General features: G+C 39.0%; 16 protein-coding genes and 1 pseudogene. 3 read left to right on the top strand and 14 right to left on the bottom strand.

Features of this window, described 5'->3' with window-relative positions; genetic code table 11:
* Positions 1-366: 366 nt before the first annotated feature.
* The 12 genes and pseudogenes from IGL28_RS00305 to rpsL form a co-directional block, all read right to left on the bottom strand.
* Positions 367-1,266: a ketose-bisphosphate aldolase gene (locus IGL28_RS00305; protein ID WP_034697718.1), complete on the bottom strand. Its 900-nt coding sequence runs from the start codon at positions 1,264-1,266 to the stop codon at positions 367-369.
* Positions 1,267-1,284: 18 nt separating this feature from the next.
* A complete protein-coding gene (locus IGL28_RS00300) occupies positions 1,285-2,136 on the bottom strand; it encodes a class II fructose-bisphosphate aldolase (RefSeq protein WP_010720452.1) in 852 nt (283 codons plus the stop codon).
* Between the two features lie 24 nt (positions 2,137-2,160).
* Positions 2,161-3,243 carry a PTS fructose transporter subunit IIC gene (locus IGL28_RS00295; RefSeq protein ID WP_010720453.1) on the bottom strand — a complete coding sequence of 361 codons (1,083 nt, stop codon included), beginning with the start codon at positions 3,241-3,243 and terminating at the stop codon, positions 2,161-2,163.
* A 15-nt stretch (positions 3,244-3,258) separates the two neighbouring features.
* Positions 3,259-3,573 carry a PTS fructose transporter subunit IIB gene (locus IGL28_RS00290; protein WP_010736797.1) on the bottom strand — a complete coding sequence of 105 codons (315 nt, stop codon included), beginning with the start codon at positions 3,571-3,573 and terminating at the stop codon, positions 3,259-3,261.
* A 20-nt stretch (positions 3,574-3,593) separates the two neighbouring features.
* Positions 3,594-4,082 carry a PTS sugar transporter subunit IIA gene (locus IGL28_RS00285; protein WP_081128371.1) on the bottom strand — a complete coding sequence of 163 codons (489 nt, stop codon included), beginning with the start codon at positions 4,080-4,082 and terminating at the stop codon, positions 3,594-3,596.
* A gap of 1 nt (position 4,083) precedes the next feature.
* Positions 4,084-5,553: a BglG family transcription antiterminator gene (locus tag IGL28_RS00280; RefSeq protein ID WP_063626396.1), complete on the bottom strand. Its 1,470-nt coding sequence runs from the start codon at positions 5,551-5,553 to the stop codon at positions 4,084-4,086.
* 241 nt (positions 5,554-5,794) lie between these two features.
* Positions 5,795-7,771: pseudogene (gene nagE, locus IGL28_RS00275) on the bottom strand (N-acetylglucosamine-specific PTS transporter subunit IIBC).
* A 9-nt stretch (positions 7,772-7,780) separates the two neighbouring features.
* Positions 7,781-8,617: a PRD domain-containing protein gene (locus IGL28_RS00270; protein ID WP_010736794.1), complete on the bottom strand. Its 837-nt coding sequence runs from the start codon at positions 8,615-8,617 to the stop codon at positions 7,781-7,783.
* A 353-nt stretch (positions 8,618-8,970) separates the two neighbouring features.
* Entirely contained in the window at positions 8,971-10,158 is a 1,188-nt protein-coding gene (tuf, locus tag IGL28_RS00265) for an elongation factor Tu (protein WP_010720459.1), read from the bottom strand.
* A 171-nt stretch (positions 10,159-10,329) separates the two neighbouring features.
* A complete protein-coding gene (gene fusA / locus IGL28_RS00260) occupies positions 10,330-12,414 on the bottom strand; it encodes an elongation factor G (RefSeq protein WP_010720460.1) in 2,085 nt (694 codons plus the stop codon).
* A gap of 78 nt (positions 12,415-12,492) precedes the next feature.
* The gene (gene rpsG / locus IGL28_RS00255; protein WP_010720461.1) at positions 12,493-12,963 is read right to left on the bottom strand and encodes a 30S ribosomal protein S7; all 471 of its coding nucleotides are present in this window, start codon (positions 12,961-12,963) and stop codon (positions 12,493-12,495) included.
* 91 nt (positions 12,964-13,054) lie between these two features.
* A complete protein-coding gene (gene rpsL / locus IGL28_RS00250) occupies positions 13,055-13,468 on the bottom strand; it encodes a 30S ribosomal protein S12 (RefSeq protein ID WP_002294318.1) in 414 nt (137 codons plus the stop codon).
* A 308-nt stretch (positions 13,469-13,776) separates the two neighbouring features.
* On the opposite strand from rpsL, the gene rpiA reads away from it, so the two are divergent.
* The 3 genes from rpiA (at position 13,777) to gpmA (ending at position 16,174) form a co-directional block, all read left to right on the top strand.
* Positions 13,777-14,460 carry a ribose-5-phosphate isomerase RpiA gene (gene rpiA / locus IGL28_RS00245; protein WP_010736793.1) on the top strand — a complete coding sequence of 228 codons (684 nt, stop codon included), beginning with the start codon at positions 13,777-13,779 and terminating at the stop codon, positions 14,458-14,460.
* Between the two features lie 137 nt (positions 14,461-14,597).
* The gene (locus tag IGL28_RS00240) at positions 14,598-15,179 is read left to right on the top strand and encodes a recombinase family protein (RefSeq protein ID WP_010720463.1); all 582 of its coding nucleotides are present in this window, start codon (positions 14,598-14,600) and stop codon (positions 15,177-15,179) included.
* 308 nt (positions 15,180-15,487) lie between these two features.
* On the top strand, positions 15,488-16,174 hold the full coding sequence (gene gpmA, locus IGL28_RS00235; protein WP_010720464.1) for a 2,3-diphosphoglycerate-dependent phosphoglycerate mutase: 687 nt from the start codon (positions 15,488-15,490) through the stop codon (positions 16,172-16,174).
* Between the two features lie 54 nt (positions 16,175-16,228).
* Here gpmA and deoD read toward each other — a convergent pair whose 3' ends face one another.
* A complete protein-coding gene (gene deoD, locus IGL28_RS00230; protein WP_010720465.1) occupies positions 16,229-16,936 on the bottom strand; it encodes a purine-nucleoside phosphorylase in 708 nt (235 codons plus the stop codon).
* A 21-nt stretch (positions 16,937-16,957) separates the two neighbouring features.
* Entirely contained in the window at positions 16,958-17,776 is an 819-nt protein-coding gene (locus IGL28_RS00225; RefSeq protein ID WP_053766559.1) for a purine-nucleoside phosphorylase, read from the bottom strand.
* Positions 17,777-17,866 lie beyond the last annotated feature (90 nt).

Below are 17,866 nucleotides of genomic sequence, written 5' to 3'. Positions count from 1 at the left end.
AACCTCTCGTTTCTTAGCCGACGAAATCCTATAGATCACGTCTGTGACATTTACGTTTAGGTAAACGCACCTTTGTAATTATAATATATCTAAATCCACAAAGCAAGGCTTTTTTCCTGTAAAAAACAATTTGTTTTCATAAGTTTTCATTTAGATAACTTTAGATGCCTCTTATCCTTAAATGTCACATTTTATTTCTACTAAACTTCCTTCCTATAGTAGTTCGCCTATCTTCAGTTATTCAAAAAAACCGCAGAACCCCCAATCATGTTGGTTTCTACGGTTTTTTATTCTATTAACTATCGGAAGTGATAGATGATCTAAGCCATACACTTTTCTTGAAAAACAAAGTTTGGATTATTTTTTTTAGTTCTGTTCTTGTCGCCAAGGTTGAATATTCGCTTGACGATAGACTTTTGCTTGGTTGATTGAATGGAAGAGTTCCATCTTTTGTTTCACCACTTCTTTTGCTGCTGCGATACATTCAGGATAAATGGCATTTGGATCCCATAGCTCTGTTGTAGCTAAGATCTCACGACACTTTTTATAAAAAGCATATTTATAGTCGGATGAAATATTGACTTTCTGAATACCGATTTGCACTGCTTTTGCAATTTCTTCGTCTGGGTTAGCAGATCCTCCATGTAAAACTAGCGGAATGGTTACTTTTTCTTTAATACTTGTTAAAACATCCATTTTCAATGCTGGCTTGACATCTTTTGGATAGATACCATGAGCGGTTCCGATTGCCACCGCTAACGAATCGATTCCTGTACGTTCCACAAATTCCTGTGCATCTTCCGGCTTCGTATAAATGACTTCCGATACACCGCCTTCTACTGAAGTACCCGTGTTACCAATCGTTCCTAGTTCGCCTTCAACTGAGACCCCGATCTTATGGCAAACATCTACCACTTCTTTTGTTAGTGCAATATTTTCTTCAAATGGCAACAAGGAGCCGTCGATCATAACTGAACTAAACCCACAATGAATCCCTCGCATAATACTTGCTAAGCTATCGCCATGATCCATATGGATAACGAAAGGCACAGCGCTGTTTTTCGCTCGGCTCACTGCATATTGGAAAAACTCATCTTTGGTAAAGTCTAATTCTGTCGGATGGACTGCAATGATTGCGGGTGCATCATTTTCTTCTGCCGCCTCAATGACTACTCGTAAAAAGTTGCTGTCAGCAACGTTAAACGCCCCTACTGCAAAATGATTTTCCTTGGCAATTTCTAACATTTGATTCATATTGATTAACATCGTCTATTTTCTCCATTTCTATGATTTATTGGTTGAACCTGATAGTTGAATGTATTGCTGAACTAACTCTTTTCCTGCTATGACTGTTTGTTGGATGAGAGTGGGGTATTCGATCGTTGGCTCCTGTTGTAGAAGCTGTTGGCATCTTTGTTGTTGCGCCTTCATAAAATCAGAACCAACATTAATCTTATTGATTCCTAACTCAATGGATTGGCGAATGTTGTCTTTTCCCGCTCCTGACCCCCCATGTAAAACTAACGGAAGTTGAGTCTTCTCTTTTATTTCTTGGACAATATCGAAACGAAAACGTGGTTTGTACCCTTTAGGATAATCTCCGTGACTGGAGCCATAGGAAATCGCTAAGCAGTCCACACCCGTTTCATTGATCAATCGGATTGCTTCTGCTGGGTCCGTACACATGGCATCATCTGTAAAATGGTCGCCTGTGACTGCCCCCATATTTCCTACTTCTGCTTCTACGCTCGCATCATACGTTTGGGCAAATTGAACCATCGCTCTCGTTATTTCGATATTCTGATCCAAGGGATACATCGAAGCATCCATCATGACGCTGGAAAATCCTTCTTGTAAGCACTGTTTGACAAATGCGATGTCTTGCCCGTGATCTAGATTAATCGCTACTTCGACTTTGGCATCCTGTGCCATGCGGATGATGGGCTTCGTTAAATAATGATAATTAATGTGTTGCTTTAAGTGATCTTGCAATAAATCTATGATGATCGGCGCATGTAATTCCTCAGCAGCTTGGATCGTTGCTTTTGCTGTTTCTAGATTAAAACAATTGATCGCCATGACAGCATAGTTTTCTTGATTTGCTTTTTTGAGCATCTCTTTCATTGACACATACATATCAAATCCTTCTCCCTACAGTTTTTAAGATAATTTAATAGAAGAAAAATCTACTTCTTCCTCTTCTTCCTCTACGACAGGGTGTTCAGCTGGCGCCTTTTTCAAAACAAACAATAGAATGCCGGTAACTGCAGAACCAATCAATAAGGCAAAGGTAAACTTTAACGGATCCGTCATTGCTGGAATAATAAAGACCCCACCAGAAGGAACTGGTGACCCAATTCCCCACGACATACTCAAACCTCCGCCAATCGCTGCACCAGCTGTACACGAAATGATCACACGAAGCGGATCAACTGCCGCTAAGGGGATAACGCCTTCCGTAATCATGCAAAGTCCCATCGGAAAAGCAATCTTAATGTTGTTTTCTTCTTCTTTTGAATATTTTGTTTGTCGAAATAACTTAGATAAAACCCATGAAATGGTGACACCGAAAGGCGGAACCATTGACGCTAACACTTTCACAGCTTCTGGTTCTTGCACACCTTCCAAAAGCATCCCATCAGCAAACAATGAGGCTACCTTATTGACTGGTCCACCAAAATCAAAGGCAGCCATCCCACCGACAATTGACCCAAAGAGGAATTTTCCAGAACCTTGTAGTCCTTGTAAAAAATCGGTCATCGCTTCTGTTGCCCAAACAATCGGCACACCTACCACGAAAAACATCAATAAACCGATACTAAGGGTCGCTAACAGTGGGATGATCATCATCGGCATCAATCCTTGTGCCCACTTAGGAACTTTGAGATATTTCACCAATAACAGGACAAAGAACCCCACCAAGTAACCGCCTAACATACCACCTAAAAAACCTGCGCCAATGGCATTGGCAATTAACCCCATAAACAAACCTGGACCAATCCCTGGGCGATCGGCAATGGAATAGGCAATCGCTGCAGAAATCACTGGAGCCAATAATCCCATGCCCAAAACCCCTAGAGAAACTAAGGCATCGGGTACAGAATAAGACGCTTGATAATCATTGATGACTTGCCCACCTGTTAAATTCCCAATAGCGATCAAGAGTCCAGCGGTCACAACAACTGGTAACATGTATGAAATAGCTGTCAGTGCATGCTTTTTTAATTGTAGTTGACGAAGCATCCAATTCCTCTCCTTTTATGTTTTACTGAGTTCTTCTTCAATTTTAGTAATCAACCCTTTCGGTGCTTTAATGACCATGTTCGTAGGAATCTCAATCACTTTTTTTCCTTCGAACCGCTCCTTGCCACCAATTTTGATATCTGCTGCAATAATGACGACATCTGCCTGCTTGATCTCCTCCTTCGATAACTCGTCTTCTGTACCAATTGTTCCTTGTGTTTCGATGTGCACTTCATGTCCTAATGCTTTTGCTGCTTTTTCTAATTTTTGTTTGGCAATATACGTATGTGCAATTCCTGAAGTACAGGCTGCTACTCCGACGATCTTCATTTTTCCTTCCTCCTTTTCTTTTAGACAGTTGGTTCTTTTGCTAATAGTTCCATTAATTCTGTTTTACTAGTTGCCTGATTCATTTTTTCGATAATGGTATCTTCTGCTAATAACATTGCTACTTTTTGTAATAATTTGATATGAACGGTATTGGCATCTGTATCTTTTACTGCAAATAAGATAATGACCTTTACAGGCTGCTCATCTAATGATTCCCAAGGGATCGGGGTCTCGACTTTACCCACAACCAAAGAAGTCTGAATGACACTCGCTGATTTTCCGTGGGGAATCGCCACACCGTTTCCAATCCCTGTGATTCCTTCTTTCTCCCGTTGAAAGACATCTGATGAAAAATCATCAACATCTTTGATAATGCCGTTTTCTTTTAGTAATTCACTTAATTCGAGAATCGCTTCTTTTTTTGTTTTCGCTTTCATTTTTAAACGTATCAGTTTTTCTGTAATTACATTTGCGATACTAAATTCTGACATTACCTGTTTTGTAACCATTTCACATCTCTCCTAACATTTGCTTCACACGTTTTTCGTCTTGCTTGGTAAATACTGAGTTTACTAATATCGTGGGAATCTTCGGTGGCTCATTCAAACAAACCGTTGTTAAAATCAAATCGATCTTACTAAATTCCGCTTGGTTTTTCTGGTACTGCCGAGAAGATAAAACAGCGATAATCTCTAATTCAGGAAAGGCTTTTTTTACTTTGACTTTCAATAGTTCTGAAGTTCCAACACCACTACTACACATGATTAATACACGTTTTTTTATTGGGGCTAACTCTTTGTATCTCACAAAGTATAATGTTAAAAATCCAATTTCATCTTTGGATATATGGTTTGTATGAAATTTTTTTTGGACCATTTTACTGACAAATTCTACTAATTGAAACGTTTCCTGGTACTCTAATTCAATGTCGTGCAATAAATCATTTTTGATTGTGATCTCATGTTTTAATCGATACAATAGCGGCTGAATGTGACTATACAAATCATGTCGGTTTCGTTCTTGATCAATCGCCACTCCCATGAGCCGGCTCATCGTAGCAGAAAAAAAACGGGTGATTTCTTCAGCTTCATTTGAGATATTTTGATGTTTAATCGAACCATTTTCGATCCTGGAGGAAATCAAGTATTGAAAAAGATAAAAAGTTTCACTTTCAGGGAGAGTCGTATTTAAATATTGACCTAATTTGAGCATGACTTGCTTTGATAGTTGGTACAGTTCCTGGTTATAATGGATCAGCGCCTGATCTTCTTCATCTAAATCCCACGTATCTTCTTCTAAATACACGACCCCTTCACGGAAGCGTTTGACTAAGATATAAATATGAGAAAAAATATTCATTGCATATGGATAGGCAATTCGACTGACTAGTTTTTGTTCGATAAACTCAACGATCGAAGTAATAAAATTGATATCAAATGAGCTGATCATTGGGTGACTAGGAACCACTTTTTTATCTTCCAATAAATGGATACTTAATAGCATATTCACTACTTTACGAATATGTTTTTCTGTTCCTTCGATACCAATTCGGGTACCTTGTCGTTTAAGTTGGAGGTGGTTTTTCATTAAAAATAAACTGATCTTAGCCAAATCATTACTAATTACCGGATCACTCACATAATACGGATGGAACAATTCATTGATTAATAACTTCTTGGGTGCCTTAAACAACAAATTAAGCAAAATCGCATTTCTTCTTTCCAAAGGTCCTTGACTCGTTCGACTTTCATTATGCGTTGCACTCACATTTAAATATTTATCGTAGTCTAACCGAAATCCTTTGCCTGCCTCTGCCAAAATGATTTCCCCGTTTTCAGACACATCATTTATCTTTTTAATCGTACGGTAGACCGTTTTCGTAGAAACATGGGCAAATTCAGCTAACTCCTGAGCTGTAAGGGATAAGCCATGTTTAACAAAGTATTCGACCATTTCTTTCTCTCTTTTGCTTAGCTGCATTTGTTCAACCTCCTTGTTTATACTATAACGGAATTTTCTGACAACTCATTTTTTGTTCTGTCCATTACTCTGGACATTTTTAAAAGCGTTTACAAAAAAGTAGCAAAAAAGACAAAAAACACCGAAGCAGGCAAAAACCTGTCTTCGGTGTTTTACATGAGACATCAGAGTACATAAAAGTGATGAATAGACGAAACGATGAAAATAAGCGACTATTGATTGGTGTCAGTAGTTTTCTTCCTTAATTACTCTTAACATGACCAATCACAGCATTTGCTTTAACTACCCCACTAGCATCCATCGTTAGCTTCGCCACTTTTTCACCATTGGTAAAAGCAACGATCAGATCTGATTGTTTGTTTGCCGATTGTAGTGCCACCAAGTCCATGGTTGCAATTAATTGACCACGTGCGACTTTTTGTCCCTCTTCAACGTAGATCGTAAAAGGCGCTCCTTTTAAGTTCACGGTATCGATCCCCATATGCAAGAGAACTTCAATTCCTGATTCCGTTTTGATACCAACTGCATGTTTTGTTGGAAAAATATTGATAATCGTACCAGCTATTGGAGCAAACACTTCGCCATTCGTTGGTAGAACCGCAAACCCGTCTCCCATCATTTTTTGTGAAAAGACATCATCTGCCACTTCTGTGATTGGCATTAGCTTCCCATTTGCTACCGCAAAAATATCTTGGTTTTGTGGATCAACGACTGTTTTGGTTGTCACAGTAGGCGTGGACTGAACAGTTCCTTTGCCGCTACTTCCATGAATTTTTTTCATTTCATCTGCAACAAATTGGACTTCCGTTCCAACGATCACTTGAATATTTTTGGCATCAATTACTTTCAGACCTGGAACGCCAGTCGCTTTGATTTTCCCTTGATCAACTTTTGCCGTATCTTTTACATACAAGCGTAAACGTGTCGTGCAATTGTCAATGGAAACAACGTTCGCTGCACCACCTAATGCTTGATAAAGTTGATTAGCTAGCGTGGCAAATCGATTGTCACCAGTTGGCACTGTTCCTACTTCCCCATTTTCTGCAACTCCAGTATCTTCTTCACGCCCCGGCGTCATCAAATTGAATTTTTTGATGACAAATAAAAATGTAAAGTAGTAAATCACACCCATCGCCAAGCCTAATACCAATAGCATTAATGGTTGATTGGCAATAGGTACACGTAAGCTTAGGAAGAAATCAATAAAGCCGGCGCTAAAATTAAAGCCCGCTGTCCAATGGAAGGTTGCTGCGATAAACATCGAAATCCCTGTTAAAGCAGCATGAACGACGTACAATGGCCAAGCGACAAACATAAATGAAAATTCTAACGGTTCAGTCACCCCTGTAAAGAAAGAAGCGAAAGCGGCAGCTAACATCAAAGATGCGGTCACTTTTTTCTTTTCTGGTCGCGCACATTGATAGATAGCAAGTGCACCAGCAGGTAACCCAAACATCATGACAGGGAAGAAACCAGCTTGGTACATACCGGTGACTCCTTTTACCCCTTCACTTGCTCAGAATTTACCGATATCATCAATTCCAGCTAAATTGAACCAAAAAACATTGTTCAGTGCATGGTGTAAACCAGTTGGAATCAGCAAACGGTTGAAGAAGCCATATAGACCAGCACCTAACGCGCCCATTCCAGAGATCAATTCACCGAAACTAACCAATGTATCATAAACTGGTGGCCAAACAAAAATCAATAAAGCAGAAATAATTGCCATTAAACCAGCTGTTACGATCGGTACTGCTCGTTTTCCACTAAAGAAAGATAACGCCATTGGCAATTTAACTCCGCTGAAGCGATTATACATCGCACCAGCGACTAAGCCTGCCAAAATTCCAATAAATACATTTTTATTATTGATTGCATCAAAAGCGATATTCACTTTTTCAACATCCACTTTAGTAAACAATGCAACAGAAGCACTATTGACTAATGTGACTGGTGCTAAAAAGGCGATCAATCCTGCCAATGCTGATGAACCATCTTTGTCCTTAGACATCCCCAATGCTAACCCAACAGCAAAAATGATTCCTAAATTATCTAAGACTGTTCCTCCAGCTTTGATCATAAAAGCGGCAAAAATGTTATTGCCACCCCAACCAGTCGGATCGATCCAATAACCAATCCCCATGAATAAAGCAGCTACTGGTAGGGTTGCTACTGGTAACATCAAGGAACGTCCCATTCGTTGTAAGTATGTTTTCATTTTGTTCTCCTATTCTGTTGTCCCTCGCAAGCGTTCGATATGAATAACTAAATAACCAAGTTCTTCGCTTGTAATAGACATTTGATATTGTTTAGTTAAAAGTACTCGAATTTTTTTTGCGACTGCATAACTTCCTGAATATTTTCGTTTGACTATCTCAATAATCTCCTCGTCTAAGACCGCATACTGCTGATTGTGATACCGTTGGATCAACAACCGAAGATGGTTTGCTAAACGAGAATAATTCAGTGCCATTTGTTCGGAATGGATATCGATCCTCAGCTCTTTTTCAATCAACTGGATAATTTCCGACACGATCGTGACTTCGCGAATGCTACGATGATTACTAGTTTGTCCGCTATGACCACTATGGATATGTATCGCTATATAACCCGCTTCATCATATGTATAAGGAATAGCTAAAGTGTGATTCAAATAATCAACTGCCCATTGCGCAATACTAAATTCTTCGTGGTACAGCGCCTCGATTTCTCGCAGTAATTTATTTCGAATAACAATTCCATTACGAATATTTTCAGCAGCAAAAGCAATATGATCCGTTAACGCAATCAACACATGCTCGTTCAGCTTTTTCATTAAAACTGTTTCTGCATGATCAATGATGTGTTCAGCGGCAAAAAGAAACTTTTCGTCAATTTGATTCAGCAAACTTTGTAGTTTCATTTGACTTTCTGGCTCCATCACAAACATCCGCTCAATTTCTCGATGAAAAATCAAGTCATTGCGCTTTTTATCGAATCCAACACCTTTACCAATTGCGACCTTTTCTTGTCCATCGTCATCGACTAAGACCGCATTTTGATTAAAAATCTTTTTGATTTTCATAATAATAACCCTTTTTCTGCAGAATTAAAGTTACTTCATGGACTAATCATCCTTTATCAATCTTAAGCTTGACAACAAAAAAAGCATAGAAAAATTCCACCAAAGTCTCCTTATCGACGGAATCTTCCCATGCCTAGTATGATCTAGTCACATGAAAAATAAATATGTTAACGCTTTAATTTTATCGAGGGAACGTTTTTTTGTCAACATCTTTTTTTCCTTTTGTCAAACAAAATGCTTTCATTTACTCAATAAAGTTTAAAATAAGCCATAAAAAAAGCCATGATGTCTAATGACACCATGACTTTTTATTGTCCGAATACAATGTTGCTTACAATTCAGTTGATCAAAGATTAAGCTTTGATTTCAGTAACGACACCGGCACCAACTGTACGTCCGCCTTCACGGATTGAGAATTTAGTACCGTTTTCGATAGCGATTGGGTGGATTAATTCAACTTCCATTGTTACGTTGTCGCCAGGCATAACCATTTCAGTTCCTTCTGGTAATTCAACAACACCTGTTACGTCAGTTGTACGGAAGTAGAATTGTGGACGGTAGTTAGTGAAGAATGGAGTATGACGTCCACCTTCTTCTTTTGTCAACACGTATACTTCTGCAGAGAATTTTGTATGAGGTGTGATTGTACCTGGTTTAGCTAAAACTTGTCCACGTTGGATGTCTTCACGTGCAACACCACGTAGTAAAGCACCAATGTTGTCTCCAGCTTCAGCGTAGTCTAATAATTTACGGAACATTTCAACACCAGTAACTGTTGTTTGAGCTGTTTCTTCTGCGATACCAACGATATCTACAACGTCACCAACGCGAACTTGTCCACGTTCAACACGACCTGTAGCAACAGTACCACGACCAGTGATTGAGAATACGTCTTCGACTGGCATCATGAATGGTTTGTCGTTGTCACGTTCTGGAGTTGGGATATATTCGTCAACTGCAGCCATCAATTCAAGGATTTTTTCTTCGTATGAAGCGTCGCCTTCTAAAGCTTTCAAAGCTGAACCAGCAACTACAGGAACATCGTCACCAGGGAATTCGTATTCTGTCAATAAGTCACGAACTTCCATTTCAACTAATTCTAGTAATTCTTCGTCGTCAACCATATCTACTTTGTTCAAGAATACAACGATGTATGGAACACCAACTTGACGAGATAATAGGATATGTTCACGAGTTTGAGGCATAGGACCATCAGCAGCAGATACTACTAAGATAGCTCCGTCCATTTGAGCAGCACCAGTGATCATGTTTTTAACGTAGTCCGCGTGTCCTGGGCAGTCAACGTGAGCGTAGTGACGAGTGTCAGTTTCGTACTCAACGTGAGCTGTTGAAATTGTGATTCCGCGTTCGCGTTCTTCTGGAGCACCATCGATTTGATCGTAAGCCATAGCTTGGCCGCCGTTTTTCTTAGATAGTACAGTTGTGATTGCTGCTGTTAAAGTTGTTTTACCGTGGTCAACGTGTCCGATTGTACCAATGTTAACGTGTGGTTTAGAACGGTCAAATTTTTCTTTTGCCATTTTAAAATGTCCTCCTAAAAATACAATATATTTTTTATTTGTCTGATAGGTATGTGATAAACCAAAAGTCTATCACATGCCCATATCATCGATAATTATTTTACACGAAACTATATTAAAAATACAGTCTCTTTAGATAATCTGTCAAACAGACGATCTTGTTTTAAGAAATTATTCAGCTTTACCGCCGTTTTTCTTAATGATTTCTTCTTGGACTGATTTAGGAACATCTTCATAGTGGTCAAATACCATCATAAATGTACCGCGTCCTTGAGTTGCTGAACGCAATGTTGTTGCGTAACCGAACATTTCAGCCAATGGAACAATCGCATTAACGATTTGTGAGTTACCATGTGCTTCCATACCTTCAACGCGACCGCGTCGGCTAGTTACGTGTCCCATGATATCACCTAAGTAATCTTCTGGAACAGTAATCGTTACTTTCATCATTGGTTCTAAAATAACAGGACGTGCGTGTTTTGCAGCAGCTCTTAAAGCCATAGATGCAGCAACACGGAAGGCTGTTTCATTTGAATCGACGTCATGGTATGAACCATCGTAAAGTTTTGCTTTGATATCCACTAATGGATAGCCAGCAAGAACACCGTTATTCATAGATTCTTCTAGTCCTTTTTCAACAGCAGGGATGTATTCACGAGGAACGACCCCACCGACGATTGCATTTTCAAATTCGAAGCCTTTACCTTCTTCGTTTGGTGTAAATTCAACCCATACGTGACCGTATTGACCTTTACCACCAGACTGACGTACGAATTTACCTTCAGCTTTTGTTGCTTCACGGAATGTTTCACGGTATGAAACTTGTGGAGCACCAACGTTTGCTTCAACTTTAAATTCACGTTTCATACGGTCTACTAAAACGTCTAAGTGCAACTCACCCATACCTGAGATAACAGTTTCACCAGTTTCAACGTTTGTTTCAACTCGGAATGAAGGATCTTCTTCTGCAAGTTTTTGCAACGCAACACCCATTTTATCTTGGTCTGCTTTTGATTTAGGTTCAACAGCAACTTGGATAACTGGGTCAGGGAATTCGATTGACTCAAGAATAACCGGTGAGTCTAATGCACATAATGTATCCCCAGTTGTTGTATCTTTCAATCCAACAGCAGCGGCGATATCACCTGAGTACACTTTATCAATTTCTTGACGAGTGTTGGCGTGCATTTGTAGAATACGTCCGATACGTTCTTTTTTGCCTTTAGAAGCGTTCAATACATATGAACCACTTTCAAGGACACCAGAATAAACACGGAAGAAAGTTAGACGACCTACGAATGGGTCAGTCATTACTTTAAACGCTAATGAAGCAAAAGGAGCTTCATCGTCAGCTGGACGTGTTGTTTCTTCGTCTGTTTTTGTATCGATCCCTTTGATTGCTTCGATATCAACTGGAGAAGGCAAGTAATCAAGAACGGCATCCAACATTAATTGAACCCCTTTGTTCTTGAACGCTGAACCAGCTAATACAGGGAAGAATTCAACATTAATTGTTGCACGGCGGATACCAGCAATCAATTCTTCTTGTGTGATTTCTTCACCTTCAAGATATTTCATCATTAGTTCTTCGTCTGTTTCAGCAACAGCTTCGACTAATTTTTCGCGCCATTCTTGAGCTTGTTCTAAATATTCTTCAGGAATTTCAGTTTCTTGAATATCTGTTCCTAAGTCATTTGTATAGATTTCAGCTTTCATTTTAACCAAGTCGATGATACCAGTGAAGTTTTCTTCAGCACCGATTGGCAATTGGATTGGATGCGCGTTTGCTTGCAAACGATCATGCAATGATTTTACTGAGTACAAGAAGTCCGCACCGATTTTATCCATTTTGTTACAGAATACGATACGAGGCACTCGGTACTCAGTTGCTTGACGCCAAACTGTTTCAGTTTGAGGTTCAACACCTGACTGTGAGTCAAGTACAGTTACCGCACCATCTAATACACGTAGAGAACGTTGAACTTCAATTGTGAAGTCTACGTGTCCTGGTGTGTCGATGATGTTTACACGGTAACCTTTCCACTGCGCTGTAGTCGCAGCAGATGTAATTGTGATACCACGTTCTTGTTCTTGTTCCATCCAGTCCATTTGTGAAGCTCCTTCGTGGGTTTCACCAATTTTATGGATTTTACCAGTATAGTACAAGATACGCTCTGTTGTTGTAGTTTTACCTGCATCAACGTGAGCCATGATACCAATATTACGAGTTTTTTCTAGCGAAAATTCTCTTGCCATTTTCTTACTCCTCTCTTTATTTAAATCGATTGTAAATTGACTTTCTGCTGTCGTTTAACCCAACAGGCAGAGAGGATCTTACCAACGATAATGAGCAAATGCACGGTTGGCATCAGCCATTTTATGAGTGTCTTCACGTTTTTTAACAGAAGCACCAGTGTTGTTTGCAGCATCCATGATTTCTTTTGCTAAGCGTTCTTCCATTGTGTGTTCACCGCGCAAGCGAGCGTAGTTTACTACCCAACGAAGAGCTAAAGTTGTACGACGTTCAGGGCGAACTTCAACTGGTACTTGATAGTTTGAACCCCCAACACGACGTGCTTTAACTTCAAGAACAGGCATAACATTTTTCATAGCTTGTTCAAACACTTCTAATGGATCATTACCTGTAGATTCTTTAATCAAATCAAAGGCGTTATAAATAATACTAGCAGCAACACCGCGTTTTCCGTCAACCATTACACGGTTGATCAAGCGAGTTACTAATTTTGAGTTATAAATAGGATCTGGTAAAACATCACGTTTTGCAACAGGACCTTTACGTGGCATCCGTAACTCCTCCTTCCGAAATATTCTTCATAGTAATTGCCTTACTCTCTTAACATAGTAAGAACAAGTTTCATTTGTTTAATAATTAAAATTAAGCTTTAGGTTTTTTAGTACCGTATTTAGAACGGCTTTGTTTACGGTCGTTTACACCAGCTGTATCAAGTGCACCACGAACGATATGGTAACGTACCCCTGGTAAGTCTTTTACACGTCCACCACGTAGTAATACTACGCTATGTTCTTGTAAGTTGTGACCAATCCCTGGGATATAAGCAGTAACTTCAATTAAGTTTGACAAACGAACACGAGCATATTTACGTAAAGCTGAGTTCGGTTTTTTAGGTGTCATTGTACCCACACGTGTTGCTACCCCACGTTTTTGAGGAGAGTTCACGTTTGTTTGAGTTTTCTTAAAGCTGTTATATCCTTTGTTCAAAGCAGGTGAATTAGATTTTTCCACCTTTGATTTACGAGGTTTACGTACTAATTGGTTAATTGTAGGCATTCCTTGTTTCCTCCTTCCCACGATTCGCGTCTAGTTCCACACATCCAGGTGGTTCTTTTTTTGCGATAAAAAATAAATGCAATTCTGCATCTTTATCAAATATGCTTTGATAAACAGTCAGCACGTCTCTTTACCAGAGACCTGTAGATAAAGCACCTTGGTTAGGATATCATGAATAAAGTACTCTGTCAACCAGTGTTATGTATTTTTTTTAGCCATTTGAAATTAAAAAAAGGACGCTATCTTTTTCCAATCATTCAATATAAAATAGCTATGAATAGAGACGAAAGAAAAGGTGGGAACAACAGATGAATTTGAAACAAGCAGCTGGAATTGAAGCAGCTAAATTTGTGAAGGACGGAATGATCGTTGGTTTGGGTACCGGTTCTACAGCCTATTATATGGTAGAAGAAATCGGTAGAAGAATGCGTGAAGAAGGATTAAACATCACTGGTGTCACTACATCGAATGCCACTAAAGAACAAGCAGAAAAATTAGGTATCCCTCTTAAGAGTATTGATGAAGTACCCGTAGTTGATCTCACGATCGATGGTGCTGATGAAATCAGTAAAGCATTTCAAGGAATTAAAGGTGGTGGCGCAGCATTACTTTTTGAAAAAATTGTTGCTACGTATTCAAAACAAGTCATCTGGATCGTTGATGAATCAAAATTAGTGGAGCAACTTGGGCAGTTCCCTCTTCCAGTAGAAGTGATTCCTTATGGCGCTCAACAATTGATGCGGATCTTTGATGAGAAAGGTTACCAACCTGTTTTACGTCAGACCGAAACAGGTCAGATAGTCAAAACGGACAGTGGTCATTACATTATTGACTTACATTTAGAAGTGATCAATGACCCTGAAGCTTTAGCAACGTACCTTGATCAACTGGTTGGTGTCGTTGAACATGGACTGTTTTTAAATATGGTTTCAAAAGTCGTTGTCGGCTCCGCACAAGGCGTATCAATTATCGACTCACCTCATCAAAAATAACAACCCTGATATTAGTTATAAAAATTAGCAAAAATAGTTCATTTTAAAAACATAAAAAAACTATCTTTTCAATGGACTTTATGCTACATTTTTACTGTTATCTATAGACAGAAAATCATTGCTAGAAAGGAATCACCATGAAGATTATTGGTTATGCACGCACAACCATAAATGATGTTGATCTTACAACACAAGTGGAGCAACTCTCTAATTTTGGTTGTCAGGAGATTTTTCACGAGACATACAAGTCTAAAGATGCGGTGTCTAATAATATTTGTTTAGAAAAAGTAATCAAGGAAATGCGACAAGGCGATACTTTAGTTATCTGTCAACTTCATCGTCTAGGGAAGTCTACTCGTCAGCTAACAGAACTCACACAATTATTCAAAGATCGTGGCTTACACCTAGTTAGTATCCAAGAAGAGATCGATACGCGTACACCGATGGGGAAAATCTATTTTCAACTAATGGAAGGATTAGCCATTATGGAGTGCTCTTTAATCAAGGAACGGACACTTGTCGGGTTAGATGAAGCACGTAAAAAAGGTAAAATCGGGGGTCGTCCAAAAATCGATCCAAAAACAATTAAAAAAATTCGTCGGCTTTATTATGAAAAAAAAGAAACGATCCAATTAATTTCTACTAAATGTGGTGTATCAGTCGGAACCTGTTATAAATATATCAATCTTCCAGAAAAAGAGATTCAGCAATTATCTTAAACGACTGCCTACATCTTAGTATTCTTTCATTTAAAAATGGATTGGCGCAACAAACGCAGACTGTCTGCTAAAGACGAATCAACTGTATATAATGAATAGGTAGGTGGATCAATGTCAAAGTAGTCATTGACCCACCTACCTCTGTTTATCTGTCACTGTAAGAATTATTTTTGTTTTTTTATCTGTCTATCTTCTGATTTTCCCTTTCATTAACTTCATTTTTCAATGGAAATCTAGTCAAAAAAATTGTACAATAAAGCAGAACTGAAAATTTCAGAAATATAACCTATTTTAAAGGAGAGCTAAACATGCCAAAATTAGTTTTTTCTCGTCATGGTCTTAGTGAATGGAATGCATTAAACCAATTTACTGGTTGGGCTGACGTAAACTTAGCACCAGAAGGAATCGAAGAAGCCAAAGAAGGCGGACGCAAAATCAAAGAAGCTGGAATTGAATTTGATGTTGCTTACACTTCAGTTTTAACTCGTGCCATCAAAACATGTAATTTGATTTTAGAACACTCAGATCAACTTTGGGTTCCTCAAATCAAATCATGGCGCTTAAACGAACGTCATTATGGTAAATTACAAGGATTGAACAAAAAAGAAACAGCTGAAAAATATGGAGATGACCAAGTACACATTTGGCGTCGTTCATACGACACTCTTCCTCCATTGATGGACGAAAGTGACGAAGGTTCTGCTGCAAACGATCGTCGTTATGCAATGTTAGACAAACGCGATATTCCTGGTGGCGAAAACTTGAAAGTTACTTTAGAACGTGCTTTACCATTCTGGCAAGACGAAATTGCTCCAGCTTTACTAGACAACAAAACTGTTTTAGTAGCTGCACATGGTAACTCTCTACGTGCTTTAGCAAAACACATCGAAGGAATTTCTGATGAAGATATCATGGATCTTGAAATTCCAACTGGTCAACCACTTGTTTATGAATTAAACGATGACTTGACAGTTGCTAAAAAATACTATTTATAATAAATAAAAAAAGTGGGCAAGCGATTCAATTGAATCACTCGCTCACTTCTTTTATTAATCTGCGATTGCTGTTTCTAATCCGACTTCGATCATTTCGTTAAATGTCGTTTGTCGTTCTTCTGCAGTTGTTTCTTCTCCGGTAAGCAAATGGTCACTCACTGTCATGATTGCTAATGTTTGGACATGATATTTTGCTCCCAAATAGTATAAAGCAGCTGCTTCCATTTCCACACCTAGCACACCTAATTCAGCTAATTTAAACGTTTCTGTTGAATCATCTTTATAAAATGAATCTTCCGAGAGAACATTTCCTACATGTGTGGTAAATCCTTTGTCTTTTGAAATTTCATACGCCTTCAACAATAAATTAAAATCACTGATCGGCGGAAAATGAAAGGCTTGGAAATTTTTCTCGATCATCGAAGAACTAGTAGCTGCTCCTTGAGCTAAAACAAGATCACGAACATGGACATCTTTAGATAATGCACCACATGTACCCACTCGTATCAATTTTTTCACACCGTATGAATGAATCAATTCATGGGCATAGATCGTCGCTGACGGCATCCCCATCCCCGTTCCTTGTACCGAAACACGTTCGCCTTTGTAGGTTCCAGTAAAACCTAACATCCCACGAACTTGGTTGTAACATACTGGATCTTCTAAAAATGTTTCAGCAATATATTTTGCTCGTAAAGGATCGCCTGGAAGTAGTATTTTATCAGCGATCTCTCCTTGTTTTGCTTCAATGTGTACGCTCATCTGACACTCTCCTTGATTCAGTTATAGTAATACTAATACTTCTTTAATCAATGCCTTAAATGATTGTTTGACACGTTGCGTTGTTTCCACCACTTCTTCATGGTTAAGGTTCGCTTGCATGCCTGCTGCTAAATTAGTGATACATGAAATGCCGAGAACTTTCAATCCGCTATGTGCTGCAACGATCACTTCTGGCACAGTGGACATTCCGACTGCATCTGCTCCCATCGTACGTGACATCCGAATCTCTGCAGGTGTTTCGTATGTTGGTCCAGAATAGCCCATATATACCCCTTCTTTAAGAGTCAAATCTAATTGGCTCGCAGCCTCTTTGGCTACTTCACGGTAAGTTAAGGTATACGCCTCGCTCATATCAGGGAAGCGTGGACCGATCTCATCTTCGTTAGGACCAATCAATGGGTTTTGACCTGTGAAGTTGATATGATCAGTAATCAACATCAAATCGCCAGGAACAAATGATTCATTTACCCCACCACATGCATTCGTGACAATCACCGAATGAGCCTTTAATGCTGCCATTACCCGCACAGGATAAGTGACAGTTTGCATTGAATGACCTTCATAAAAATGGAATCGTCCTTGCATTGCCAGAACTTTTTTACCAGACAAGGTACCATAGACTAATTGACCAGCATGGCCGACAACTGTTGATGTTGGGAAAAATGGGATTTGGTCATAAGGAATCACGATCGCTTCCTCGATTTCTTCCGCTAACTCTCCTAAACCTGAACCTAAGATCAAACCAAAATCAATTTCTTTTACGCCCTTTTCTAGAATAAATTGAGTTGTTTCTTGTAACATTTCGCTTAATTGGGTCATTTACTTTCTCCTATTAACTATTTTTTTCTACAGAAGTCAAGAGGTTAGAAGCCCTGTCGTTCGACTAGCTAAAAAAAACAGGTATGCCTG

The sequence above is a fragment of the Enterococcus sp. AZ077 genome, assembly GCF_051714965.1.
Taxonomy (GTDB): Bacteria; Bacillota; Bacilli; order Lactobacillales; family Enterococcaceae; genus Enterococcus_B; species Enterococcus_B hirae.
The sequence above is the reverse complement of the archived record's forward strand: the minus strand, read 5'-3'. Positions and strand labels throughout refer to the sequence as shown.

Coding starts and splice junctions, on each gene's coding strand:
- IGL28_RS00225 (WP_053766559.1), bottom strand. CDS start 17,776: ATGACCCAATTAAGCGAAATGTTACAAGAAACAACTCAATTTATTCTA.
- IGL28_RS00270 (WP_010736794.1), bottom strand. CDS start 8,617: ATGAAAATCAAAAAGATTTTTAATCAAAATGCGGTCTTAGTCGATGAC.
- IGL28_RS00300 (WP_010720452.1), bottom strand. CDS start 2,136: ATGTATGTGTCAATGAAAGAGATGCTCAAAAAAGCAAATCAAGAAAAC.
- fusA (WP_010720460.1), bottom strand. CDS start 12,414: ATGGCAAGAGAATTTTCGCTAGAAAAAACTCGTAATATTGGTATCATG.
- rpsG (WP_010720461.1), bottom strand. CDS start 12,963: ATGCCACGTAAAGGTCCTGTTGCAAAACGTGATGTTTTACCAGATCCT.
- IGL28_RS00305 (WP_034697718.1), bottom strand. CDS start 1,266: ATGTTAATCAATATGAATCAAATGTTAGAAATTGCCAAGGAAAATCAT.
- IGL28_RS00295 (WP_010720453.1), bottom strand. CDS start 3,243: ATGCTTCGTCAACTACAATTAAAAAAGCATGCACTGACAGCTATTTCA.
- IGL28_RS00290 (WP_010736797.1), bottom strand. CDS start 3,573: ATGAAGATCGTCGGAGTAGCAGCCTGTACTTCAGGAATTGCACATACG.
- IGL28_RS00280 (WP_063626396.1), bottom strand. CDS start 5,553: ATGCAGCTAAGCAAAAGAGAGAAAGAAATGGTCGAATACTTTGTTAAA.
- gpmA (WP_010720464.1), top strand. CDS start 15,488: ATGCCAAAATTAGTTTTTTCTCGTCATGGTCTTAGTGAATGGAATGCA.
- deoD (WP_010720465.1), bottom strand. CDS start 16,936: ATGAGCGTACACATTGAAGCAAAACAAGGAGAGATCGCTGATAAAATA.
- tuf (WP_010720459.1), bottom strand. CDS start 10,158: ATGGCAAAAGAAAAATTTGACCGTTCTAAACCACACGTTAACATTGGT.
- rpiA (WP_010736793.1), top strand. CDS start 13,777: ATGAATTTGAAACAAGCAGCTGGAATTGAAGCAGCTAAATTTGTGAAG.
- IGL28_RS00285 (WP_081128371.1), bottom strand. CDS start 4,082: ATGGTTACAAAACAGGTAATGTCAGAATTTAGTATCGCAAATGTAATT.
- rpsL (WP_002294318.1), bottom strand. CDS start 13,468: ATGCCTACAATTAACCAATTAGTACGTAAACCTCGTAAATCAAAGGTG.
- IGL28_RS00240 (WP_010720463.1), top strand. CDS start 14,598: ATGAAGATTATTGGTTATGCACGCACAACCATAAATGATGTTGATCTT.